Source organism: Mesorhizobium sp. P2_D1 (genome assembly GCF_056404455.1).
The window spans coordinates 145929-169937 of the sequence record NZ_JBFUDZ010000003.1 but is presented as its reverse complement, the minus strand read 5'-3'; the positions used below and the strand labels follow the sequence as shown (position 1 = coordinate 169937).

General features: G+C 62.2%; 23 protein-coding genes. 17 read left to right on the top strand and 6 right to left on the bottom strand.

What is annotated here, in order from left to right; translation table 11 throughout:
- Positions 1-135 precede the first annotated feature (135 nt).
- From AC1D0I_RS04980 to AC1D0I_RS04970, 3 genes are all read left to right on the top strand, one after another.
- Positions 136-558: a pilus assembly protein N-terminal domain-containing protein gene (locus AC1D0I_RS04980; protein WP_095082375.1), complete on the top strand. Its 423-nt coding sequence runs from the start codon at positions 136-138 to the stop codon at positions 556-558.
- 138 nt (positions 559-696) lie between these two features.
- A complete protein-coding gene (locus tag AC1D0I_RS04975; protein ID WP_477225343.1) occupies positions 697-1278 on the top strand; it encodes a TadE/TadG family type IV pilus assembly protein in 582 nt (193 codons plus the stop codon).
- 45 nt (positions 1279-1323) lie between these two features.
- On the top strand, positions 1324-1935 hold the full coding sequence (locus tag AC1D0I_RS04970) for a TadE/TadG family type IV pilus assembly protein (protein WP_477393437.1): 612 nt from the start codon (positions 1324-1326) through the stop codon (positions 1933-1935).
- 31 nt (positions 1936-1966) lie between these two features.
- Here AC1D0I_RS04970 and AC1D0I_RS04965 read toward each other — a convergent pair whose 3' ends face one another.
- Positions 1967-2932, bottom strand: coding sequence for a phosphate/phosphite/phosphonate ABC transporter substrate-binding protein (locus AC1D0I_RS04965; protein ID WP_477393435.1), 966 nt, complete (start codon positions 2930-2932; stop codon positions 1967-1969).
- A 281-nt stretch (positions 2933-3213) separates the two neighbouring features.
- On the opposite strand from AC1D0I_RS04965, the gene AC1D0I_RS04960 reads away from it, so the two are divergent.
- From AC1D0I_RS04960 to AC1D0I_RS04920, 9 genes are all read left to right on the top strand, one after another.
- On the top strand, positions 3214-4455 hold the full coding sequence (locus AC1D0I_RS04960) for a phosphopentomutase (protein ID WP_477393433.1): 1242 nt from the start codon (positions 3214-3216) through the stop codon (positions 4453-4455).
- Positions 4448-5338, top strand: a complete 891-nt coding sequence (gene mutM, locus AC1D0I_RS04955; protein WP_477393431.1) for a bifunctional DNA-formamidopyrimidine glycosylase/DNA-(apurinic or apyrimidinic site) lyase — start codon at positions 4448-4450, stop codon at positions 5336-5338. Before AC1D0I_RS04960 ends, mutM begins: the two co-directional genes overlap by 8 nt.
- 130 nt (positions 5339-5468) lie before the next feature.
- On the top strand, positions 5469-6242 hold the full coding sequence (locus AC1D0I_RS04950; RefSeq protein WP_477393429.1) for an enoyl-CoA hydratase: 774 nt from the start codon (positions 5469-5471) through the stop codon (positions 6240-6242).
- Between the two features lie 160 nt (positions 6243-6402).
- Positions 6403-6669, top strand: coding sequence for a 30S ribosomal protein S20 (gene rpsT / locus AC1D0I_RS04945; protein WP_095084274.1), 267 nt, complete (start codon positions 6403-6405; stop codon positions 6667-6669).
- Between the two features lie 838 nt (positions 6670-7507).
- On the top strand, positions 7508-9055 hold the full coding sequence (gene dnaA / locus AC1D0I_RS04940; RefSeq protein ID WP_095082383.1) for a chromosomal replication initiator protein DnaA: 1548 nt from the start codon (positions 7508-7510) through the stop codon (positions 9053-9055).
- Between the two features lie 305 nt (positions 9056-9360).
- Positions 9361-10479: a DNA polymerase III subunit beta gene (dnaN, locus tag AC1D0I_RS04935; protein ID WP_095082385.1), complete on the top strand. Its 1119-nt coding sequence runs from the start codon at positions 9361-9363 to the stop codon at positions 10477-10479.
- Positions 10480-10664: 185 nt separating this feature from the next.
- A complete protein-coding gene (gene recF, locus AC1D0I_RS04930) occupies positions 10665-11804 on the top strand; it encodes a DNA replication/repair protein RecF (RefSeq protein ID WP_477393427.1) in 1140 nt (379 codons plus the stop codon).
- 100 nt (positions 11805-11904) lie between these two features.
- Positions 11905-12660 (top strand): molybdopterin-synthase adenylyltransferase MoeB, encoded by a 756-nt coding sequence (locus tag AC1D0I_RS04925; RefSeq protein ID WP_477305092.1) that lies wholly within the window; start codon positions 11905-11907, stop codon positions 12658-12660.
- Between the two features lie 31 nt (positions 12661-12691).
- On the top strand, positions 12692-13153 hold the full coding sequence (locus tag AC1D0I_RS04920; protein WP_477393510.1) for a GNAT family N-acetyltransferase: 462 nt from the start codon (positions 12692-12694) through the stop codon (positions 13151-13153).
- Positions 13154-13180: 27 nt separating this feature from the next.
- Here the strand turns inward: AC1D0I_RS04920 and AC1D0I_RS04915 are convergent, their stop codons facing one another.
- A complete protein-coding gene (locus tag AC1D0I_RS04915) occupies positions 13181-14182 on the bottom strand; it encodes a 2-hydroxyacid dehydrogenase (RefSeq protein ID WP_095082393.1) in 1002 nt (333 codons plus the stop codon).
- Between the two features lie 151 nt (positions 14183-14333).
- Between AC1D0I_RS04915 and AC1D0I_RS04910 the strand changes: the two genes are divergently transcribed.
- Entirely contained in the window at positions 14334-14894 is a 561-nt protein-coding gene (locus AC1D0I_RS04910) for an SH3 domain-containing protein (protein ID WP_095084275.1), read from the top strand.
- Positions 14895-14954: 60 nt separating this feature from the next.
- Here the strand turns inward: AC1D0I_RS04910 and AC1D0I_RS04905 are convergent, their stop codons facing one another.
- On the bottom strand, positions 14955-15314 hold the full coding sequence (locus AC1D0I_RS04905; RefSeq protein WP_477305090.1) for a DUF4260 domain-containing protein: 360 nt from the start codon (positions 15312-15314) through the stop codon (positions 14955-14957).
- Positions 15315-15374: 60 nt separating this feature from the next.
- Positions 15375-15806, bottom strand: coding sequence for an iron response transcriptional regulator IrrA (irrA, locus tag AC1D0I_RS04900; RefSeq protein ID WP_167458528.1), 432 nt, complete (start codon positions 15804-15806; stop codon positions 15375-15377).
- A gap of 243 nt (positions 15807-16049) precedes the next feature.
- On the opposite strand from irrA, the gene fabA reads away from it, so the two are divergent.
- The 4 genes from fabA to AC1D0I_RS04880 all read left to right on the top strand — a co-directional run bounded on the left by fabA (position 16050) and on the right by AC1D0I_RS04880 (position 20421).
- Positions 16050-16568, top strand: a complete 519-nt coding sequence (gene fabA / locus AC1D0I_RS04895; RefSeq protein WP_477393425.1) for a 3-hydroxyacyl-[acyl-carrier-protein] dehydratase FabA — start codon at positions 16050-16052, stop codon at positions 16566-16568.
- A gap of 36 nt (positions 16569-16604) precedes the next feature.
- Positions 16605-17825, top strand: coding sequence for a beta-ketoacyl-ACP synthase I (fabB, locus tag AC1D0I_RS04890; RefSeq protein WP_457153191.1), 1221 nt, complete (start codon positions 16605-16607; stop codon positions 17823-17825).
- A gap of 32 nt (positions 17826-17857) precedes the next feature.
- A complete protein-coding gene (fabI, locus tag AC1D0I_RS04885) occupies positions 17858-18670 on the top strand; it encodes an enoyl-ACP reductase FabI (protein WP_095082403.1) in 813 nt (270 codons plus the stop codon).
- A gap of 206 nt (positions 18671-18876) precedes the next feature.
- Complete coding sequence (locus AC1D0I_RS04880) at positions 18877-20421, top strand: putative bifunctional diguanylate cyclase/phosphodiesterase (protein WP_477393424.1); 1545 nt, start codon at positions 18877-18879, stop codon at positions 20419-20421.
- A gap of 72 nt (positions 20422-20493) precedes the next feature.
- On the opposite strand, the gene AC1D0I_RS04875 is transcribed toward AC1D0I_RS04880, so the two are convergent.
- Together AC1D0I_RS04875 and pnp are read right to left on the bottom strand one after the other, a co-directional pair.
- The gene (locus AC1D0I_RS04875) at positions 20494-21513 is read right to left on the bottom strand and encodes a class I SAM-dependent methyltransferase (protein WP_477393423.1); all 1020 of its coding nucleotides are present in this window, start codon (positions 21511-21513) and stop codon (positions 20494-20496) included.
- A gap of 115 nt (positions 21514-21628) precedes the next feature.
- Positions 21629-23776 carry a polyribonucleotide nucleotidyltransferase gene (gene pnp / locus AC1D0I_RS04870; RefSeq protein WP_477393421.1) on the bottom strand — a complete coding sequence of 716 codons (2148 nt, stop codon included), beginning with the start codon at positions 23774-23776 and terminating at the stop codon, positions 21629-21631.
- Positions 23777-24009: the final 233 nt, after the last annotated feature.

Here is a 24009-nt window from a genome sequence, read left to right as displayed (position 1 = left end):
CGATGGTGGGGAGATCGCGCTCCGCAGGCAATCAAGGTTGCACGCCGCACCGTTCGACCAGGGTGTCCGCTTAACCGTTGGTTCACCAATCTCGTTCATGTTCCGTTGATCAGTCTGCTTGCGTGGAGCGCCTCAATGGCCCAGCCGAGATCGTCAATCGTGATTGCTGCGCTTCTTGTCGCCGCGAGCTTCGTCGCGCCCGCCATGGCCGGGGCCGGCATCGAGGTCACGATGAACCAGGCCAAGATCGTCAAACTGTCGCGTCCGGCCGATACGATCGTGGTCGGCAATCCGGCAATCGCCGACGCTTCCGTACAGGACGCCTCGACGATCGTGTTGACCGGCAAGGGTTTCGGCGTCACCAATCTGGTCGTGCTCGATACGGACGGCAGCCCGATCGTCGACGAACAGGTTACCGTCGTGCGGCAGGCCGCCTCGTCGGTGCGTATCTATCGCCGTGCAGAAATACAGACCATGTCCTGCACGCCCTATTGCGAAAGCTCCTATAAGAGTGATGCGGAGAAATCCTCCGAGGCTGAGATGAACGGCACCCGATAGGATGGCGCGGTGGAATGCCGTTCAGGTTATCGGCTGGTTAAGACGCCATCGACGACTTTAACGATCATTCAAACCGGGCCTCAATTGGTTTGCGCTAATACGCCTTCCGAGACCGCATAGAGATCGGCAGGATCAGACATGAGCAAGGAATTCGGCTCCGCAGACGAGCACAAAGCGAGACGCCCAAGGTTTTTCGCTCGCTTCCTTCGCGACCGGCGCGGCAGTACGGCAATTGAATTCGGAATCCTTGCAATCCCGTTTGCGCTGCTTGTCTTTGCCATTCTGGAAAGCTGCATCGCATTTGCCGGCCAGGAAGTGTTGTCCAACATCACCGACGATGTCGCTCGCCGCTTGCGCACCGGCCAGTTAAGGGCGGCCGACGTCGCCGGAGACAATTTGAAGAACATGATCTGCAACAAACTGGAGATCATCGTCTCGCAGGATTGTCCCAATCAGCTGGACGTGGATCTTCGCCAATATACGACGTTCGCCGCCGCCGCCGCGGCCGGCTTCAAGATACAGGCTGGCCAAGTCGTCCTGACCAACGGCGGCGCCAACCAGTCCTTTGCTGTTACGGCGGGTGCTGCGGAATCGAAGAACATGCTGCGGGTCTTTTACAAATGGCCGATCATGACCGATCTACTGGCCCAGTCGATGGGCGGCAACAAGACCCTGCATTTCGCGTCGGTAACCTGGCAGAACGAGCCGTTCGACAATTGAGTTCGAGGCGGATGCACGAGCAGTAAAAGAAAGAGGGCAATGGGCATGACGCGTGCGGGGGCACATCTCAAGACTTCAGGAATTTGGCGCAAAGCAATTCGATTTGGGTCCGATCGCCGCGGTATCGCGGCAGTCGAGTTCGCCTTGATCATGCCTCTTCTGCTGTCCATGTATTTCATCACCATGGAGGCGTCACAAGCCATCGAGACCAGCAAGAAGGTCAGTCGTCTCGGCAGCATGGTGGCCGATCTCGTCACCCAGCAGACGACAGTCGTCAAGGCGGATATCGACGCCATCATGGCGATCGGCGCCGTCACCCTTCAGCCCTACAACCGCTCGGTCCCGAGCATCACCATCACGGCCATACAGGTCACGACCGACGCAACGCCGCTGGTGCAAGTGGTGTGGTCGCGCAAGCTGGTCAATGGCGTCGCCAGCACTGGCCCCACCACCACCACGGTTCCAGCAAAACTCAAGGTCGCCGGCACCTTCCTCATTCGCGTCGACAGCACTCTTGGCTACAAGCCGGTCATCACCTGGTCGGCGGGCAGCCAACAGAAGCTTGGATTGACCACGGCTTTCAACGCCCTGACGATGGGCGAGTCCTACTATCTGCGTCCGCGTAGAAGTGTGACGATCCCTTGCGGCGATTGCTGAACCGCTCGCAAAACCGCTCCAAAGCCTCGCGTTACTGCCCCGGACCACTGCCCGCGACGAAGCGCACGACAGCGGCGGCCATGTCGTAATCCTTTGGCACCACGATAGCGAAGCCACYGGAATGCTTTGATTCCAGGAGATCGTAGATGTCTGGCGTCATCGACTTGAGGTTGGTGAGGAAGACGGTGAGCCGGCGCTTGGCTTCCGGATCGAGGTCGCTGCGGACGGCATGGGGACCATATCTCAGCAGGCCTGACGCCCATACGACCTGAAGCGCCGCTGCCGAAAGCCCCGTCGCTTCGAGCCTCGCCTGGGTGCCCGATGCTTGGGTGCCAGATCCTTGGGTGCCCGACGCTTGAGCGCCCGATGCTTCCGGCTGGCCGTCGGCAGCGGCCGTTACCCAGCCGAACAGGCCATCGGCCTTGCCATCGAGCAGCATCGTTTCCGCCGCAGCAGCCGACTCGGCATGTACCAGAAATGGTGCATCTTGCGCAATCTTGCGGCCTTCCGCTGTCAACGCCGCCAATGGCAACAGAGAACCGCCGACGCTGTCCGAAGGGGGCATGGCGATGCGATGGCTTTCCATTGCCGCCAGATCAGGCAGTTTGCCGTCCCGCGTCAGCAGAACCGAGCGGATGCCGATCGCGCCGTCAAAATCGACCGGAGCCACAAGCGGCTCGACGCATCCGCAGCGTTGCGACGCCGTCGCGTAGGCGGTCGCCGAATAGATCGCGTATTCGATGCGGGCATTGGCCTGCGCCTCGATCAGCGCGGCATAGTCGCGGGCAACGACAATCTCGACCTTCATCCCCAAGGCCTTGGTATAGGCGTCGGTCAACCGTGCCAGCCCCGGAACGGTGTTGCCGGCGCCTGGCTCGGCAACAATGCCGATGCGGAACGTGCCGATATCATCGCGCCAGTCGGCATGCGCCGGATTGGACCAGAGCGCACCCTGCACCAGCATGAGAGCGGCGTATGCCTTCAGGGCAACCCTCATGACTGAACCGCCGTCTGCTTTCCTCGATCCATACCCCATGCCCGCCGCATCGTAGCGACATGCCAAAACCGCCACGCACCATGCATGTCGTCGTCCCAAAACCGCCGCGCACTTTTGGGCGACATGCATTTTCAGTTTATGCGTGTCGTTGCCCCAAAACCGCTGCGCACTTTTGGGCGACATGCATCGGACTATCACGCCTGGTCGTTGCCGTTTGGTTTCCGAATTGCCAACGAAGTCGCGGAACCCTATGTCTGGGCGTTCAAACTGGCAACAATTCGATGACGCGCGCTTTCCTCTTCGTTCTGGACTCCTTCGGCATCGGCGGGGCGGCCGACGCCGACCGCTATGGCGACGCAGGTGCCAACACATTCGCGCACATCACGGAAGCCTGTGCCGAAGGCCGCGCGGATCGCGAAGGGCTTCGCAGTGGACCGCTGTTTGTCCCCTACATGGCCTCGCTCGGGCTTGGCAAGGCCGCCGAAACCGCCACGGGACTGGGCTTCGCCAGCAGCGGCACGGATCTGCTGACCACGGCCTTCCACGGCGCGGCGCAAGAGGTTTCGAGCGGCAAGGACACGCCGTCGGGCCATTGGGAAATCGCCGGCCTGCCGGTGCGATTCGACTGGGGCTATTTCCCGGATACGGTTCCCGCCTTTCCAGCGGATCTGACCGAGGCGATCATCCGCGAGGGCAAGGTGCCGGGCATTCTCGGCAACTGTCATGCGCCGGGCACCGAAATCATCGAGCGGTTCGGCGAAGAGCACATCCGTACCGGCAAGCCGATTTGCTACACGTCGGTCGACTCGGTCCTGCAAATTGCCGCACATGAAACCCATTTCGGCCTCGAGCGGCTTTATGAATTCTGCAAGGTGGTGCGCAGGCTGGTTGACCCGCTGAGGATCGGGCGGGTGATTGCGCGGCCGTTCGTCGGCGAAACCACCGCGACCTTCGAGCGAACCTACAACCGTCATGATTACGCGGTGCCGCCGCCGGAGCCGACCCTGCTCGACCGGCTGACGGCGCGTGGCAGCCGCGTCATCGCGATCGGCAAGATCGGCGACATCTTCGCCCATCGCGGAATTTCGCAAGTGCGCAAGGCGGCGGGTAACATGGCCATGTTCGACGAAGCGCTGGGCGCGATGGATGATGCCGGCGATGGCGACCTCGTCTTCGCCAATTTCGTCGACTTCGACACCGAATTCGGGCATCGCCGCGACGTTGCGGGTTATGCTGCCGCGCTCGAGGCCTTCGACCGGCGGCTGCCGGAGGCATTTGCGAGGCTGCGGCAGGGCGATCTTCTCATCCTGACGGCCGACCATGGCAACGATCCGACCTGGCGCGGTACCGACCATACGCGCGAACGCATTCCGGTGATCGGCACCGGACCGGCTTTCAAGGGCGGTGACATCGGACTGAGAACGACATTCGCCGACATCGGTGAAACCGTGGCCGAGCATCTTGGGCTGGCACGCGGCCGTTACGGCACGTCTTTCTATACGACGATTGGCGGCCATGCCTGAACTGCCCGAGGTCGAAACGGTCCGGCGTGGGCTGCAGCCGGTTCTGGAAGGCGCCACCATCACCCGTGTCGAGGCGCGCCGACCGGATCTGCGCTTTCCATTTCCCGAAAAATTCTCGCAGCGGCTGACCGGCAAGACGATCACCGCGCTCGGCCGCCGGGCCAAATATCTGACGATGGACGTTCAAGGCGGTCCGGTGCTGATCTGCCATCTCGGTATGTCGGGCTCATTCCGCATCGAGACGGCGGATGGCAGCGACATGCCTGATATCTTCCACCACGACCGCTCGAAGAGCTCCAACCACGATCACGTCGTCTTCCATGTCGTATCCGCGGGCGGCTCCAGTTCGCGCGTGATCTTCAATGATCCGCGCCGCTTCGGCTTCATGTTGTTTGCCGAAGGGCCGCCGGACGTCCATCCGATGCTGGCAGGGCTTGGCGTTGAGCCAACCGGCAACACATTGGACGGCGCGCTGCTTGCCTCATTGATGAAGGGGCGGCGATCACCGCTGAAGGCAGCGCTTCTCGACCAGAGACTGATCGCCGGGCTCGGCAACATCTATGTCTCGGAGGCGCTGTGGCGCGCCAGCCTGTCGCCGCTGCGCGAGGCGGGCACGATCGCCAAGCCCGGGAAGAAGGCCCAGGCCCAAAGCGAGCGCCTCGCCGACGCCATTCGCTCGGTTATCGCCGATGCGATCGCGGCCGGCGGGTCCTCGCTCAGGGACTATATGCAGGCTGATGGATCGCTGGGCTACTTCCAGCATTCCTTCGCCGTCTACGACCGTGAGGGCGAGCCTTGCTCCAAACCCGGCTGTAGCGGCCACATCGAGCGGATCGTGCAGAGCGGCCGATCGACCTTCTATTGCCGGACGTGTCAGCGGTGAGTTAGAGCAATTCCAGGAAAAGCGCCTAGCGCCTTTCCTCAGGGAATTGCCTCAAAACAAAGAGTTAGAGCGGTTCTACGTTTCCGTGAAACGATGAACTGGACGATGGGCGAGCGAGGAGAAGCAAGTCATGGCCTATGAGACGATCATCACCGAAGCGCGCGGCAAGGTCGGGCTGATCACGCTGAACAGGCCGCAGGCGCTCAACGCGCTGAATTCCCAGATCCTGGCCGAACTGGTGGCAGCCGTGAACGGCTTCGGCGCTGATGCCGGCATCGGCGCCATGGTCATCACCGGTTCCGAAAAGGCCTTCGCCGCCGGCGCCGATATCAAGGAGATGCAGGCGATCTCCTATGTGGATGCGTACTGCCAAGACTTCTTCGTCGGCTGGGAGGAGTTTACGCGGGCACGGAAGCCGATCATCGCTGCGGTGGCCGGCTATGCGCTGGGCGGCGGCTGCGAGCTGGCGATGATGTGCGACTTCATCATTGCCGCCGACACGGCCAAGTTCGGCCAACCCGAAATCACACTCGGCGTCATTCCCGGCATGGGTGGGTCGCAACGGCTGACCCGCTTCGTCGGCAAGTCGAAGGCGATGGACATGTGCCTGACCGGGCGAATGATGGATGCAGCCGAAGCCGAGCGTTCGGGCCTGGTGTCGCGGGTCGTGCCTGCCGGCGAGCTCGTCGAGGAGGCGCTGAAGGCGGCTGCCAGGATCGCCGACTTCTCGCTGCCATCGGTGATGATGGCCAAGGAGGCTGTCAACCGCGCCTTTGAGACAACGCTCGCCGAGGGATTGCGCTTCGAGCGCCGACTGTTTCACTCGCTGTTCGCGCTCGAGGACCAGAAGGAAGGCATGGCGGCCTTCACCGAGAAGCGGAAGCCGAATTTCAGCAACCGCTGACGCCAGTTTGATAGCCGCCAAAAAGAAGGCCAGGCAGCGTTGACGCGCCGGAAAAGCTGAACTATAAGCCGCACCAACCGAGGCGGCCCCGTGGCTGCCCGTTTGTTTTTTGCGCCCTGCGGCATCCCGCATGCGCCGACCAGATCAGAAGAGAGGCATCATGGCCAATACATCCTCGGCCAAAAAGGCAACGCGCAAGATCGCACGCCGCGCGGCGGTCAACAAGAACCGTCGCTCGCGCGTCCGCACCTATATCCGCCAGGTCGAAGAGGCACTTGCCTCCGGTGACAAGGCTGCCGCACAGGCTGCGTTCAAGATTGCGGAGCCGGAATTGATGCGCGCCGCAACCAAGGGCGTGATCCACAAGAACACGGCGTCCCGGAAGGTGTCGCGACTGGCCCAGCGGGTCAAGGTTTTGTCTGCCTGACATCACGTCCTGGACTGACGTTCTGAGAACCCGGCCGATTGTGCCGGGTTTTTTCGTTTGCCGGCAAGCACTTAAAAAGAATGGCCGGAAACGGCCCTTTGGCGGCTCGAAATGCTTTGCCGGCACTGCCATGCAGGTTGATCGCCGGTATCCCTGAAAAGGGTTCACTTGAAAAAAGTCGCCACTCAGAAATAATCTATACTTTTCAAATAGTTGCGGACAGTCGTCCACAGCTTGTTCACATCGAGCCGGGGGGATGGGGGACAAGTCGCTGTCAAGCGAATTATTTCATAAAATTTCGTGACGGGCCGGCTTTTTCATATTCGCCGGAAAAGAGTTTGAATCACAATGGCTTTGTTAAAAAGTGCCGTAGCGGCACGCCACTCGAACCCGCCTCCACTAACCAGATTCCTTAAAAATCAGTTAGTCCCGGCCTTGCCCTATCCACAGCGATTTCGGTAATGTCGGTCTATCGAAAGGGACGGGCTCCGGGCCTTAACCCAGCTTGTAACGGCCAGCTTAAATTGGCGGGATTTGCAACGCGGATCAAGTCCGTGGACGGCTTTGGTTTGTCTTTTTCGATACGGTAGGGGACTGGCGTAACTAGACATGGCAGGTAGACGGCGCGCCGGCGCACTTTTCGCCGGATGGTGTCGTATTGCCCAGACATACCCAACGCGGACTGGCTTCCATGGGCCGGCACCGGTTTCCCCCGAATATTGGCGATGTCATCTGCCGGCGGCGGCAGCAGGCATCGTAGCGAAGACGCAGTTGCCGGGACACGGGTGCAGGGGCGCATCCCCGGTGGAACAGGGTACGGAAAGACAAGGAAGAGACCATGCAGAGCGGCATCGAACGGGAGCTTACGGGCGACCTCCCATTTCCTGGAACTTTGACCGGAGCAAACGACATGGCGGTGTCCAGCGACGCGGAACAGAAGTTCGACCGGGTCAAGACCCAGTTGAAGGCGCGCCTGGGAACTGAAGTCTATTCGAGCTGGTTCGGCCGCATGAAGGTCGCGGAGGCTTCCAAGGGCATCATCCGCATCTCGGTGCCCACCGCTTTCCTGCGCTCATGGATCAACGGTCACTATCTCGACCTCATTTCCGAGTTGTGGAAGCAGGAGGATCCCGATCTCCTCAAGATCGAGATCGTTGTGCGGACGGCGACCCGCCAGGGGCACAGCCATGCCGAGCCGGAAGTGGCGCCTGCGCGAGCCAAGATGACGCGGCAGACGCAGACGGCGCTCGCCGCCGGCACTGTCAGCCCCGGCCGGACTGAGCGCGCACCGGCTCCGCGTCCGGGCACACCGGTCGAGAGCGAGTTCCGGCACAATGTGCTCGGCTCGCCGCTTGATCCGCGCTACACATTCGGCTCCTTCATCGAGGGACCGTCGAACCGGGTGGCCTTCGCCGCCGCCAAGGCAGTTGCGGAATCGCAGTCCAGCGCGGTGCGCTTCAACCCGCTTTTCCTTCACGCAACTGTCGGGCTCGGCAAGACACACCTGTTGCAGGCGATCGCCGCGGAATCGCTGAAGCAGAACCCCAAGTCGCGCGTCGTCTATCTCACGGCCGAGTATTTCATGTGGCGCTTTGCCACCGCGATCCGTGACAACAATGCGCTGACGCTCAAGGAACAGTTGCGCGACATCGACCTGCTCATCATCGACGACATGCAGTTCCTGCAGGGCAAGTCGATCCAGCATGAATTCTGCCACCTGATCAACATGTTGCTCGACAGCGCCAAGCAAGTCGTCGTTGCCGCCGACCGGCCGCCGTCGGAATTGGAATCGCTCGAACCGCGGGTCCGGTCGCGCCTCAATGGCGGCGTCGCGCTTGAAATGTCGGCGCCCGATTTCGCCATGCGCCTTGGCATGCTCAACTTGCGCCTTGCCACCGCAAGGGTCGATGACGCATCGCTCAATATTTCGGAGGAGATCCTCAATCACGTCGCCCGCACCGTGACCGGCAGCGGACGCGAGCTGGAAGGGGCGTTCAATCAGCTGCTGTTCCGCCAGTCCTTCGAACCGCAGATCACCATCGACCGGATCGACGAGATCCTCGGCCACATCTATCGCACCGGCGAGCCGAAGCGGGTTCGTATCGAGGACATCCAGCGCATCGTCGCGCGCCACTACAACGTGTCGAAGACCGAGTTGCTGTCCAACCGGCGCACGCGTACCATCGTCAAGCCGCGGCAGGTGGCCATGTACCTGTCGAAGGTGATGACGCCGCGCTCCCTGCCCGAGATCGGACGGCGTTTCGGCGGTCGCGATCACACCACGGTGCTGCACGCCGTTCGCAAGATCGAGGACCTTTCGGGCAACGACAATACTCTGGCGCAGGAACTCGAGCTCCTGAGGCGGTTGATCAACGACCAGGCCTGACCGGTCTGGCGAAGACGAAACCAGAACAGCACCGGAATTCAATGACTTGCCGGTGCGGTCCTGGATCCGAAATGGATTCGTGGTGTCGCCTGGGGGCGATCCGGATTTTGGTTTTGCGACACCGGCTCGCGGACTTCGTGGCCTTTATCCCCAGAAAGCCCGCGTAGCCGGCCTGAACCGGTGTCGCGGGCTTGCGTTTGCTGGTTTTTTCCTGTCAGTTTACGCAGATTCTGAGCCTGTTCAGACCTTTCGCGGGGCGCCGCTCACTGGTGACCCGTCATTCATTCAAGCGAGCCTGTTTCGTCATGCGTGTTATCCTGGAACGGTCAAATCTCCTGAAGTCGCTCAACCACGTCCACCGTGTCGTCGAGCGGCGCAACACGATACCGATCCTGTCCAACGTGCTGCTCAGCGCCGAGGGCGCCAGCCTCGAAATGAAGGCGACCGACCTAGACCTGGAGGTGACGGAAGCGACGCCCGCCAAGGTGGAGCGCGGCGGGGCGACGACGGTTCCGGCACATCTGCTCTACGACATCGTGCGCAAGCTCGCCGACGGCGCCGAGGTGATGCTGAAGACGGACGAGGACGGCAACGCCATGACGGTGACGTCCGGCCGTTCGAGCTTCCGCCTCCAGTGCCTGCCGCAATCCGACTTCCCCGAGCTTTCGGCCGGATCCTTCTCGCATATCTTCCGTCTCGACTCGGTTGCCCTGAAGGGCTTGATCGAGAAGACCCAGTTCGCCATCTCCACCGAAGAGACGCGCTATTATCTGAACGGCATCTACCTGCACACGCACGAGGTCGGCGGCAAGCTGAAGCTGCGCTCGGTGGCGACCGACGGCCACCGCCTGGCACGCGCCGAGATCGACGCGCCGGCGGGTTCCGAGGGCATGCCGGGCATCATCATTCCGCGCAAGACCGTGAGCGAGCTACAGAAGCTGGTCGACGATCCGGATGTCGCGGTCACCACCGAACTGTCGGACACCAAGATCCGCTTCACCATCGGCAGCGTGGTTTTGACCTCGAAGCTGATCGACGGCACCTTCCCGGACTATCAGCGGGTCATTCCGACCGGTAACGACAAGAGGCTGATCATAGACCGCCAGAGTTTCGCTGCCGCTGTCGATCGCGTCTCTACCATCTCCTCCGAACGCGGCCGCGCGGTGAAGCTTTCGATCAGCGACGGTCAGGTGACGCTTGCGGTCAACAATCCGGATTCAGGCAGCGCCACCGAGGAGCTGGCCGCCGACTATTCGTCCGATCCGATCGAGATCGGCTTCAACGCCAAGTACCTGCTCGACGTTGCCGCGCAGCTGACCGGCACGGAGGCCAAGTTCATGCTGGCCGACGCGGGTTCGCCGACTCTGATCCACGACATGGCCGACGAGACCGCGCTTTACGTGCTGATGCCGATGCGGGTCTAGCCGGCGCGGCGTCACCAATCCGGCCTGCTACTGGACCGGCAGCGAGAATTATGGTTGCGGCGACTTCCAGAGCAATTCCAGGAAAAGTGTGAAACGGTTTTCCGCCCGGAATTGCGTCGAAACAAAGAGTTAGAGCAGGTCTGCGTTTCCTTGAAACGACGAACCGCTCTATAGGCGGATAGCGGTTGCCGGCACAGACTCACATAAGTAAGCTTGCACTTACTAATTTCCGCAACTATGCGGGATTGGCGATCGACCTGGCGCCGGGTGCCGTGGTCTTTTCCGGCGATAACGGTGCGGGCAAGACCAATCTTCTCGAAGCGATCTCCTTGCTGACACCGGGACGCGGCTTGCGCCGCGCGCCTTACGCGGATGTCGCGCGCGAAGGCGGCGACGGCGGCTTTGCCCTGCACGCCCGGCTCGATGGGCCCGACGGCCAGGTCGAGATCGGTACGGGCATTTCAGGTGGCGACAGTGCCGGCGAAGGCGGCAGGCGGGTGCGTATCAACGGCTCTTCGGCGCGATCGGCTGAGGAGATGCTGGAGTGGCTGCGCGTGGTGTGGCTGACGCCGGCGATGGATGCCTTGTTCACCGGACCAGCCGCGGATCGCCGGCGCTTTCTCGATCGGCTGGTGCTGGCGATCGATCCCGGGCACGGCCAGCGCGCAATCGACTACGAAAAGGCGATGCGCGGCCGCAATCGGTTGCTTACTGAAGGCTCCCGGGACGACCGCTGGTTCGACGCGATCGAGACACAAATGGCCGAAACCGGTGTGGCGATCGCTGCTGCACGCGCCGAGATGGTGCGCCTGCTGGCCGCGATGATCGACAGGCTGCCCGACACCGGACCGTTTCCGCAGGCCGATATCGGCCTTTCGGGTGAGCTTGAGGCCGAGATTGCCATCGCGCCGGCGGTCGACGTCGAGGAGCGGTTCCGCCGGACGCTTGCCGAAGGTCGTGACCGCGACCGAGCCGCCGGGCGCACGCTCGAGGGACCGCACCGTTCGGATCTGGTGGTTCGGCACCGTCCCAAGGCGATGCCGGCCGAGCTCTGCTCGACAGGCGAGCAGAAGGCGCTGCTGGTCGGCATCGTCCTGTCACACGCCCGGCTGACCGGCGAGATGTCTGGCATGACACCGATCCTGCTGCTCGACGAAATCGCCGCGCATCTGGATGGCGGGCGGCGCGCGGCGCTGTTTTCCATCCTCGAAGACCTGAACTGCCAGGCGTTCATGACCGGAACCGATGCGGCGCTGTTTTCCAGTCTCAAGGGACGTGCGCAATTCCTGACTGTCGACCACGGCACGGTTGGGCCAACGATCTAGATCTTTGTCTACGTATGTCGTGGTCCCAAAACCGCTTTACACTTTTTGGCGACATGGATTGGCTCCTGACAAGGTTTTTCAGCCGCTATATGGTCCGGCAATGACCGCTGCCGCCCTGACCGACGAAGAGATCGAACGCTATGCCCGCCACATCGTGCTGCCCGAGGTCGGCGGCGCCGGCCAGCAGAGGCTGAAACAGGCGCGGGTGCTGGTGATCGGCGCCGGCGGGCTGGGTGCGCCGGTGCTCGAATATCTTGCCGCCGCCGGCGTCGGCACGCTCGGCGTGATCGACGATGACACCGTGTCGCTTTCCAACCTGCAGCGCCAGGTCATTCACGGCACCGACACCGTCGGCATGCTGAAAACCGATAGCGCCAAGGCGGCAATCTCGCGCATCAATCCCAACACCGCCGTCGAGACACATACGTTCCGGCTGAACGCGGACAACGCCGCTGCCCTCGTCGCCCGTTATGACATCGTCGTCGACGGTTCCGACAATTTTGAAACCCGCTATACGGTGGCCGACGCCTGCGCGAGCGAGAGGAAACCGCTGGTGCACGCCGCCGTTGGACGCTTCGATGGTTCGGTGACCGTGCTGAAGCCGTTCGAAGACGGCAAGGACGGGGTGCCAAATCCGGGCTATCGCGATCTGTTTCCGGAAGCACCGCCGCCTGGCCTGGTGCCGTCCTGTGCCGAGGCCGGGGTGCTTGGTGCGCTGACCGGTGTCGTCGGCACGCTGCAGGCGATGGAGGCGATCAAGCTGATCACCGGCATCGGCGAGCCGTTGGTCGGCCGGCTGCTGCTCTATGATGGGCTGGCCGCGCGGTTCGATACGATCCGCTACAAGAGAAGCTGACATCGTGGATCGGACCGAAGTTGTCACCGTCATGAGGATCCCGGCCGAATTCGACCATTGGGACGATATGCTCGCACTGATCATGCACGCGTTCGCCACCATGGACGGTATCATCGACCCACCCTCCTCGGCGCACCTGCTGACCGCCGAAACCTTGCGCGACAAGGCGCGGCGTGAGACCGGATTCGTGGCGTTCGAGGGGGACAGGATCGTCGGTTGCGTTTTTGCCCTTGAAAGGACGGCGGAATTTTACGTCGGCAAGCTCGCCGTCGCGCCGGATTGTCAGGGACAAGGCATTGGCCGGCGGCTGATGCTGGCGGTCGAGGATCTTACCCGCAGCCGCGGCAAGGCTGCGGTCGAACTTCAGACGCGGATCGAGCTGACCGGAAACCATGCCGCCTTTGCCCGCCTCGGCTTTCACGAGACCGAACGGACGGCGCATGAGGGCTACATCAGGCCGACCTCGATCACCATGCGCAAGGTCCTTGCGTAAGCCTGGGCTTTCGTTCGAAGGCTGACGTCAGGTTCTGAGCGGCAGCACGCGATCCGGTGGCCGGTGGCCGTCGACGAATGCGCGGATGTTGATGATGACCCTTTCGCCCATGTCGATGCGGCCTTCGAGTGTTGCCGAGCCCATATGCGGCAGAAGCACGACCTTGCCCTTGGCGGCGAGCTTCAGCAGCTTCCCGTTCAGTGCCGGCTCGTGCTCGTACACGTCGAGGCCGGCTCCAGCGAGCTTGCCGTCCTGGATCATCTTCACCAGCGCCTCTTCGTCGATGATGTCGCCGCGTGCGGTGTTGACGACATAGGCCGTAGGCTGCAGCAGCGCCAGCCGCCGCGCCGAAAGCAGATGGAAGGTCGCCGGCGTCGACGGGCAATTGACCGAAATGATGTCCATGCGGGCCAACATCTGGTCAAGGCTTTCCCAATAGGTCGCCTCCAACTCGTCTTCCACGGCCGGCAGCACGCGATGGCGGTTGTGGTAGTGGATCGACAGGCCGAAGGCCTTGGCGCGCCTCGCGACCGCGGTGCCGATGCGCCCCATGCCGACAATGCCGAGCCGTTTGCCCCAGATGCGGCGCCCAAGCATCCAGGTCGGCGACCAGCCGGCCCATTTCTTGTCGCCGGTGAGCACGTTGGCGCCTTCCGCCAGCCGCCGCGGCACAGCCAGCATCAGCGCCAAGGTCATGTCGGCGGTGTCCTCGGTCAGCACATTGGGCGTGTTGGTGACGGTGATGCCCTTCTTGGCCGCCGCCGTGACATCGATCTTGTCGACGCCATTGCCGAAATTGGCGATCAGCTTGAGATTGTCGCCGGCCTGGGCGAGCAGCGCCGCGTCGATCTGATCGGTCACCGTCGGCACCAGCACGTCGGCTTCCTTGACCGCCGCGACCAATTCCGGCTGCGTCATCGGCCTGTCCTCGACATTCAGCCGGGCGTCGAACAGTTCGCGCATGCGGGTCTCGACCGGATCGGGCAGCTTTCGCGTGATGACCACGAGAGGCTTCTTTTTGCCTACCATTGTTTCCTCGTACCCCGATCTCGTTGAGACCTCTTTAACCAAGACCGGCGAAACTGAAAGCCGGTCGCGGTGCCGATTACCCCATGTAACAAGCGGTGCCGCCGAAGACAAAGAAAAAGGGGCGCCAAGGCAAGCGCCGAAAGGAATGAAAGTGTCTGGTTTCGCGTCGCTTCGCCTGACCCTCAGTGCAGCATTTCTCGGCGCTCTGCTTCATTCTCCGCTTGCCGCGGCGCAGAGTGCGGCAGCACCTGCCCAGAGCGTCGTCACGCTCGGCCCGAGCGGTCTGCCGCTGCCGCGATTCGTCAGCCTGAAATCCGGCCGCGTCAACTCGCGCGTCGGCCCCGGCGCCAACTACTCGGTCGACTGGATGTATATGAAGGCCGGCCTGCCGATGGAGATCATCCAGGAATTCGATACATGGCGCCGTGTACGCGATGCCGACGGTTCGGAGGGCTGGATCAACCAGTCGCTGCTTTCCGGCCGGCGCACCGCAATCGTCGCCCCGTGGCAGCGCGGCAAGGGCGCCCAGGTGAACCTTCTCAACAGCCCTGAACAGGACGCAAGGGTGGTCGCGATGGTCGAGCCTGGCGTCATGGGCACGATCAAGTCATGCGACGGCCAGTGGTGCGAAATGACGTTCGAGGGCCACACCGGCTGGCTCGCTCAGTCGCTTGTCTGGGGCGCCTATCCCGGTGAACGGGTCAAGGACTGATCTTTTGACCGTTTGACCACGATCGTTCCGGACCAAAGAGTTTCCAAACAGCTGCTTAGTCTAGCGGCCGATACGGCCAAGATGCGTGTCCTGAAAGCCGGTTGACAGCTTCAGGCCGTAGCCCAGCGCACGATCGATGCCGATGTGGGCGATCCAGATCAATGCAACCGCCGTCGCGGTCGCTTTGCCGGACAGGTGACCGGCCAGCAGCAGCAGCACGGGCACAATCAGGATATGCAAGGCGTTGTAGGCCAGGGCACCGACGCGCGGCCCCGCCAGATAACCGAACATAGACAGGTCAGGCGCCAGGATAAGCAATCCGAAGAGCCACCAGGTTATGCCGGTTGAAGCGTAGAAGACGACAGCAGCCGCCGCAACGATGGCCCATTCGAGCCGGATTGTCAGGTCGAGGGGTTTCATTCCTGGCCGATCATTCTTGGCCGATCATTCCGGCCTTGCCGTTTGTTCGGGCGTCGCCGTTCATTCGCAGCGCTTGGGGCGCAGCCTCACCACGATGTCGACATTGGCGATCTCCATCCCCTCCGGCGGCTCCGGCAGGTTGGCAACCGTCACCGGACCGCTGTCGATGTCGAATATGCGGTTTTCACCTTCGATGTAGAAATGGTGGTGATCGGAAGTGTTGGTGTCGAAATAGGTCTTCGCGCCCTCGACGGCGAGGATGCGCAACAGGCCCGCCTGGGTGAACTGGTGAAGGGCATTGTAGACGGTGGCCAGCGACACCGGCACGCCGGCGGCGACCGCCTCCTCGTGCAGTTCCTCGGCCGACAGATGGCGGTCGCCCTTGGCGAAAAGCAGGTCGGCCAGCGCAATGCGCTGGCGCGTCGGCCTCAGGCCGGCTTCACGGACCCGCTTGTCCACAGCGACATTTTCCTTCCGACCGTCCAGGCCCATCTTCTCGTCGAACCCCACAGTTCCGCCCTAAGACACGCCCAGAATGGCAAAAAAATGAATGTCTGCCGAAACCGGACCCCTGCTGACATATATTCTGTCGTCCGAATGCGATCAATAGCGCGCATTGACCCGAGCAGACGAGCAGGTTAAGCGCAAACGCCGGTTTCCGGCCTGAAACAGATTGTGTTAGGAAACCAACGACAAGGGCGCCCGATAGCCCGGAACGATGTGGGGACGAAATTGATGGCGGGTTCGAAATCCAGCTACAACTACGACGAATTGCTGGCCTGCGCCCGCGGCGAACTGTTCGGACCGGGCAATGCCCAGCTTCCCTATCCGCCCATGCTGATGTTCGACCGCATCACAGAGATCAGCCAGACAGGCGGCGCCTTCGACAAGGGCTTCATCCGCGCGGAATTCGACATCAAACCGGACCTGTGGTTCTTTGCCTGCCATTTCATCGGCAATCCGATCATGCCCGGATGCCTCGGCCTCGACGCCATGTGGCAATTGACGGGCTTCTATCTCGGCTGGCTCGGCGAACCCGGCAAGGGAATGGCGCTGTCGACAGGCGAGGTAAAATTCAAGGGCATGGTGACGCCGTCGGTGAAAAAGGTCGAGTATGGGATCGACTTCAAGCGCGTGATGCGCGGCCGGCTGGTACTCGGCATCGCCGATGGCTGGCTGAAGGCGGATGGCGAACCCATATACGCGGCAACGGATTTGAAGGTCGGTCTGTCCAAGCAGTCGGCGGTCGGCTGACCGGCATCACCGGCTGACCCCTGGAAGGAGTTGCGAATGAGACGTGTCGTAGTCACAGGCCTCGGCATCGTGTCGTCGATCGGCAACAATGCCAACGAGGTTCAGACCTCGCTGCATGACGCCAGATCCGGCATCAGCTTCTCCGATTCCTTTGCCGAGCATGGTTTTCGCTGCCATGTCTGGGGAGCGCCGACGCTCGATCCATCCGCCATGATCGATCGTCGTGCGATGCGCTTCCTGTCGAAAGGTGCCGCCTGGAACCACGTCGCCATGGATCAGGCGATCGCGGATGCCGGCCTCAGCGAGAGCGACATCACCAATGAGCGCACCGGCATCGTCATGGGATCGGGCGGACCATCCACCAGCACCATCGTCGAGGCGGCAGAGATCACGCTGAAGAACGGCAGCCCCAAGCGCATCGGTCCGTTCGCGGTGCCGAAAGCGATGTCGTCGACCGCATCGGCAACGCTTGCCACGTGGTTCAAGATCCACGGCGTCAACTACTCGATCTCGTCGGCCTGCTCGACCTCGGCGCATTGCATAGGCAATGGCTACGAACTGATCCAGTGGGGCAAGCAGGACATGGTCTTTGCCGGCGGCCACGAGGACCTCGACTGGACGATGTCCGACCTGTTTGACGCCATGGGCGCCATGTCGTCGAAATTCAACGACCGGGCATCCGCCGCCTCGCGCGCCTATGACGCCAATCGCGATGGCTTCGTCATCGCCGGTGGCGCCGGCGTGCTGGTGCTGGAAGAGCTGGAACATGCCAAGGCGCGCGGCGCCAAGATCTATGCCGAGATCGTCGGTTACGGCGCGACTTCGGACGGCTTCGACATGGTGGCGCCATCCGGCGAAGGCGCGGTCCGCTGCATGCGCCAGGCAATGGCGACGGTTTCCACGCCGGTCGACTACATCAACACCCATGGCACGTCGACGCCCGTGGGAGATTCCAAGGAAATGGCCGCGATCCGCGAGGTTTTCGGCCAAGAGATGCCGTACATCACGTCGACGAAATCGCTGACCGGCCACTCGCTGGGCGCCGCCGGCGTACAGGAGTCCATCTACTCGATCCTGATGATGCAGGGCGGTTTTATCGGCGAAAGCGCTCATATCGAGACCCTCGACCCCGAATTCGAGGGTATGCCAATCGTGCGAAAGCGCATCGACAACGCCAAGATCGACACTGTTTTGTCAAATTCGTTCGGCTTCGGTGGCACCAACGCAACGCTCATTTTCCAGCGCTATTCCGCATAAGGCCAGCGTTGTTTTCATAAGGATTGGCGGCCATGGACGGATTGATGAAGGGCAAGCGCGGGCTCGTCATGGGTGTCGCCAACGATCATTCGATCGCCTGGGGCATCGCTCGGAAATTGTCCGAACATGGAGCGGACCTTGCCTTCACCTATCAGGGTGACGCCTTCGGGCGCCGGGTCAAGCCACTCGCCGACAAGCTCGGCGCCTCGCTGGTCGTGCCGTGCGACGTCGAGGACAGCGCTTCGGTCGCCGCCACCTTCGAGACCCTGGGCAATGCCTGGGGCGGGCTTGATTTCGTCGTCCACGCCATCGGCTTTTCCGACAAGAACGAACTGAAGGGCCTCTACGCTGACACCAGCAGAGACAATTTCGTCCGCACCATGGTGATCTCCTGCTTTTCCTTCACCGAGATCGCCCGCCATGCGGCCGCCTTGATGAAGGACGGCGGATCGATGATCACGCTGACCTATGCGGGCTCGGTTCGTGTCATGCCGAACTACAATGTCATGGGCGTCGCCAAGGCCGGGCTTGAGGCCAGTGTGCGTTACCTCGCCAACGACTACGGTCCGCGCGGCATCCGGGTGAACGGCATATCGGCTGGACCGGTGCGCACGCTCGCTGGCGCCGGGATTTCCGATGCGCGCCACATGTTCTCCTACCAGCAGCGCAACTCGCCGCTGCGCCGCACAGTGACCATCGACGAGGTCGGCGGTTCCGCGCTTTATCTGTTGTCCGATCTGTCTTCGGGCGTTACCGGCGAAATCCACTATGTCGATTCCGGCTATCACATCGTTTCCATGCCGACGCTCGATGAATTGAAGCAGACCGATGGCGGGCGAGACTAATACCTGGCTCCCAAAAGTGCGCAGGCGTTTTGGGACGGCGACGCGCATAAAACAAAAGCTTAAAATGCGCCGACGAAATCCGTTTCAACGCGACGCGCTTTAGTCCGCACATGAAATACTTCCGGTCCAATAAAATTGGACGCATTCGCGGAAACTCATTTTAAGGACATATCCGCTAGAAAGCCCTGTACTCTGGGGACCTTTCAATGTCGGCCGTCAGCAACCCGAAGCGAACACCTGTGTTCCGGCTGCTCACCATAGCAAGCTCGGGTATCGGTAGTTTCGTCCTCGGACTCTGGGGCCTGAAGCATGGTCTCAGCGATAGTTTTGCCGGGATATCGGCGGACATGATGGTCGCGATGATGGCCGCCTTGTGCGCGCTGGCGGCGTCGGTGGCCGCGATGTCCTTCTTCGCCGGCGTCGATGAATCGGCGGATTTCGTCTTCGAGGAAACCCAATTCGACAAGCTGACCGGCCTGCTGGCACGTCCGGCGATGGTCGGCAAGATCGCCGAGGCGGCATGCGCGACGAGCCGGACCGGCGAGCCGGTGTTCCTCATCGACATCGACATCGATCGGTTCAAGCAGATCAACGACGCCATCGGCTACAGCCAGGGCGACGAGTTGATCCGTGAGTTCACCAAGCGATTGAAGACTTGCCTGCCGCAACGCGCGGTGATCGGACGTATCGGCGCCGGTGAATTCGCAATCCTCCTCCCCGACAATCAGGTGTCAGGGTCACTGGAAAGTGCCATCGAGAGGCTCATCGACGAGATGATGGAGCCCTATGAGCTCAGCACGCACATGCAATCGGTCAGCCTGTCGGTGGGTATCGTGGCGATGCCAAAGGACGGTGTCGATCCCGTCCTCATCCTGCGCCGCTCCAATCTGGCACTGCAGAATGCGCGCGCCAGCGGCCTCGGCAACTGGTCGGTCTTCCACGCGGAAATGGGCAGGGTCGCCGACCATCGCCAGTGGGTCGAATCCGAGCTGAACGTTGCCTTCGAGCGGGGCGACTTCGACCTTCACTACCAGCCGCAGTTCGATCTCCCGACCGGCCGCATCGTCGGCTATGAGGCGCTGATCCGCTGGCGGCATCCCGAACGCGGCATGATCCCGCCGATGGAGTTCATTCCGATCGCCGAGGAAACCGGCATGATCGGTCCGATCGGAGAATGGGTGCTGCGCAAGGCCTGCAGCGACGCGCGCCATCTGCCCGAAGACTGCTTTGTCGCCGTCAACATCTCGCCCGTGCAGTTCATGACCAAGGACTTCGTCGGTATCGTGCGCGACACCATGACCAGCACCGGCATCAAGCCGTCGCGGCTGGAACTGGAAGTGACCGAGACGGCGATGATGCAGGACCGCGACCGCGCCGCCACCATCCTGAAGGAGTTGGCAGACATGGGCATCTCGGTTGCCGTCGACGATTTCGGCACCGGCTATTCCAATCTGAGCTACCTGATCGACTTCTCGTTCGGCAAGCTGAAGATCGATCGCTCGTTCGTCAGCCGCCTCGACACGGACTCCAGCTCCGGCGCAGTCGTTTCGACCATCGTCGGGCTTTCGCGCGCACTTGGCGTCAGCATCATCGCCGAAGGCGTCGAAACCGAAAGCCAGGCGACGCTGCTTAGGGCAGCCGGCTGCGAAGTGGTGCAAGGCTACCTGTTCGGCAGGCCGGCGCCACTCAGGTTCAGGGTCGGTGACGCTCACGTCACCGACGAGACGCGGCGCGTCGCCAATCTGCATTGAACGCGGCGCCGGATCTGCTCTCTCGAGCATGATCTTTTTCGAAAACCGGTTCCCACTTTTCGGGATCAAGCTTTAACGACGCGCGACAAGCACCTTGAATATGCCGTCGTGGGCGAGCTCTGCATGGCTCGAAAAAGCAGCCGACAGCACCGGCTCATAGGGAAGCTGGCGGTTGGCAACCATGAACAGCCGCCCGCCGGGCTTCAGGGCCTTGGCCGCCGCGCGGATCATGCCGGCGCCGATCTCAGGCTCGGCCGCGCGGCTGCGGTGAAAGGGCGGGTTCATGGCGATCGCGTCGTAGCGCTTCTCGACCGGCTCCTTCAGCAGATCAGTCCAGAAGAATTCCCTGGTGATCGACTGACCAACCGCTGCCAGATTGAGCTTTGCGGCTTCGAGCGAGGCGAAGTCCGCCTCATAGAGGTCGAGCGCCGAGATGCCCGGCGCCCGGGCGGCTATCTCGGCAGCCACATACCCCCAGCCGGCGCAGAAATCGGCAACGCTCCCACGCAGATCATTGGGCAGGTTCTCGACCAGCAATCTCGAGCCGGTATCGATCCGGTCGAACGAAAACATGCCGGGCGCGGTGCGGAACCGGCCTTCAACAAGCAGAGCGGGATTGGCGGCGCGCAGGTTTTGCGTAGCGGCCAAATCGGCAGGACGGCGGAACCAGAAGGCAATGCCGTGATATTTCGGCAGATGCCCCTCGAGTGGCACCAGTTCGCCGACGCGCTTGCGCAGGCTGGCGATACCATCGTCCTTGCCGCCGGCAATTACGATCAACCCGCCCGGCGCCACGCGCTCAAGCGCCTCGGCGAGGCGCAATTCGTTCAGGCCGCGATGCCGGCCGGCAAGCACAAGTGCCATGTCGAAGCCACAACCTTCGGCCTGCGCGGTGACGATGAGCCCAGACGCCTGCAACGCGCGAAAATGCGGCCGGAAGCCCTGTACGAGGTGAAGTGAGGCCTCGAAGCCTTCGGGCGAGCGAAAGCCCGGTTCAGCGCCGAGAAACAAGGCGCGATCGCCCTTTCCCGGCAAAGGAACAGCCTCGGCCTCGAAGGGATGAAAAAGCGTCTTCAGCGGCTCGGCGGACATAGCTCGATCTCGAAACGAGGCCTGTCTTGGCAATTTGCCAAAATGAAACCCAGGCCGAAAATGAAAACGGGCGCGACATAAGCCGCGCCCGCTTCGATTTACGATTTCAGGCCGATCAGGCGGCGTTTTCTTCGCCTTCGGTCTTCTTGTCGCGGGCGAGTTCCTTGCCGGTGGCCTGGTCGACGACCTTCATCGACAGGCGGACCTTGCCGCGCTCGTCGAAGCCCATCAGCTTGACCCAGACCTTGTCGCCTTCCTTGACGACGTCCGAGGTCTTGGCGACCCGGTCGTTGGCAAGCTGCGAGATGTGGACGAGACCGTCACGCGGACCGAAGAAGTTGACGAAAGCGCCGAAGTCGGCGGTCTTGACGACTGTACCTTCGTAGATCTCGCCGACTTCCGGCTCGGCGACGATGGTGTGGATCCACTTCTTCGCCGCCTCGATCTCCTTGGCGTTCGACGAAGCAATCTTGACCGTGCCGTCGTCCTCGATGTTGATCTTGGCGCCGGTCTTTTCGACGATCTCGCGGATGACCTTGCCGCCCGAGCCGATAACGTCGCGGATCTTGTCGGTCGGGATGTGCATGACTTCGATGCGCGGCGCGAACTCACCGAGTTCCGAACGCGCGCCGGAGAGCGCGTGGCCCATTTCGCCGAGGATATGCAGGCGGCCGTCCTTGGCCTGGCCAAGCGCGATCTGCATGATCTCCTCGGTGATGCCGTCGATCTTGATGTCCATCTGCAGCGAGGTGATGCCGTTGGCGGTGCCGGCGACCTTGAAGTCCATGTCGCCGAGGTGATCCTCGTCGCCAAGGATGTCGGAGAGAACGGCGAAACGCTCGCCTTCCTTGATCAGGCCCATCGCGATACCGGCAACTGGCTTGGCCAGCGGCACGCCGGCATCCATCAGCGCCAGCGAGGTGCCGCAGACGGTCGCCATCGACGACGAGCCGTTGGACTCGGTGATCTCCGAAACGACGCGCAGCGTGTAGGGGAACTGGTCAGCGCTCGGCAGCATCGGGCGGATGGCGCGCCAGGCGAGCTTGCCATGGCCGATCTCGCGGCGGCCCGGCGAACCCATGCGGCCGGTTTCACCGACGGAGTAGGGAGGGAAGTTGTAGTGTAGGAGGAACTTCTCCTTGTACATGCCGGTCAGCGAATCGACATACTGCTCGTCCTCGCCGGTGCCGAGCGTGGCAACGACCAGCGCCTGGGTCTCGCCGCGGGTGAACAGCGCCGAACCGTGGGTGCGCGGCAGGACGCCGACTTCGGAGACGATCTTGCGGACCGTCTTGAGGTCGCGGCCATCGATGCGCGAGCCGGTGTCGAGGATGTTCCAGCGCACGACCTTGGCCTGGAGTTCCTTGAACACGGCGCCGATCTGCTCGGACGTGTACTTGGCGTCTTCGCCTTCAGCCGGAGCAAACGCGGCCTTGACCTTCGCCTTGACGGCGTCGACGGCGGCGTAGCGCTTCTGCTTGTCGGTGTTCTTGTAGGCATCGCGAAGCTCGCCTTCGACGATCTTCAGCATTTCGGCTTCGAGCGCGGAATAGTCCGGCGCGGTGAAGTCGCGCGGCTCCTTGGCGGCGACTTCGGCCAGCTTGATGATGGCGTCGATGACCGGCTGGAAGCCCTTGTGGCCGAACATGACGGCGCCGAGCATCAGCTCTTCGCCAAGTTCCTTGGCTTCGGACTCGACCATCAGAACGGCGTCGGTGGTGCCGGCGACGACGAGGTCGAGCTTGGATTCCTGCATCTCGTCGACATGCGGGTTGAGCACGTATTCGCCGTTGATGTAGCCGACGCGAGCGCCGCCGATCGGGCCCATGAAGGGAACGCCCGAAAGGGTCAGGGCCGCCGAGGTGGCGACGATCGACAGGATGTCGGGATCGTTCTCGAGATCATGCTGGACGACGGTCACGACGATCTGGGTGTCGTTCTTGTAGCCAGCGGCGAAAAGCGGGCGGATCGGGCGGTCGATGAGGCGGGAAACCAGCGTTTCCTTTTCGCTCGGGCGGCCTTCGCGCTTGAAATAGCCGCCTGGGATCTTGCCGGCGGCGTAGGTCTTTTCCTGGTAGTTGACGGTCAGCGGGAAGAAGTCGAGACCTGGCTTCGGCTCCTTCATCGAAACGACGGTGGCGAGAACCTTGGTCTCGCCGTAGGTCGCGAGCACCGCGCCGTCGGCCTGGCGCGCGATCTTGCCGGTTTCGAGGATGAGCGGACGACCGCCCCATTCGATTTCCACTTTGTGGTGATTGAACATATCTTGTCCTTAATAAGCGGAAAGGGCCGCGCCGTTTCACGGTGCGCGGATGCCCTTTCCCTGGCTTCCTTTCTCGGGCAGCCACGGGCAAGACAACGGGAAGCTCGGGTGATTTCAGCGCGGCGAGCGCGCGAGCGTCCTGCAATCCTGCCCCATGACCGTCCATGGGCGGTTTCGAGTGGCCCTCTGCACGCTCGAAACCGGGTCTGGCCAGTCGATACGACTGGCAGAAT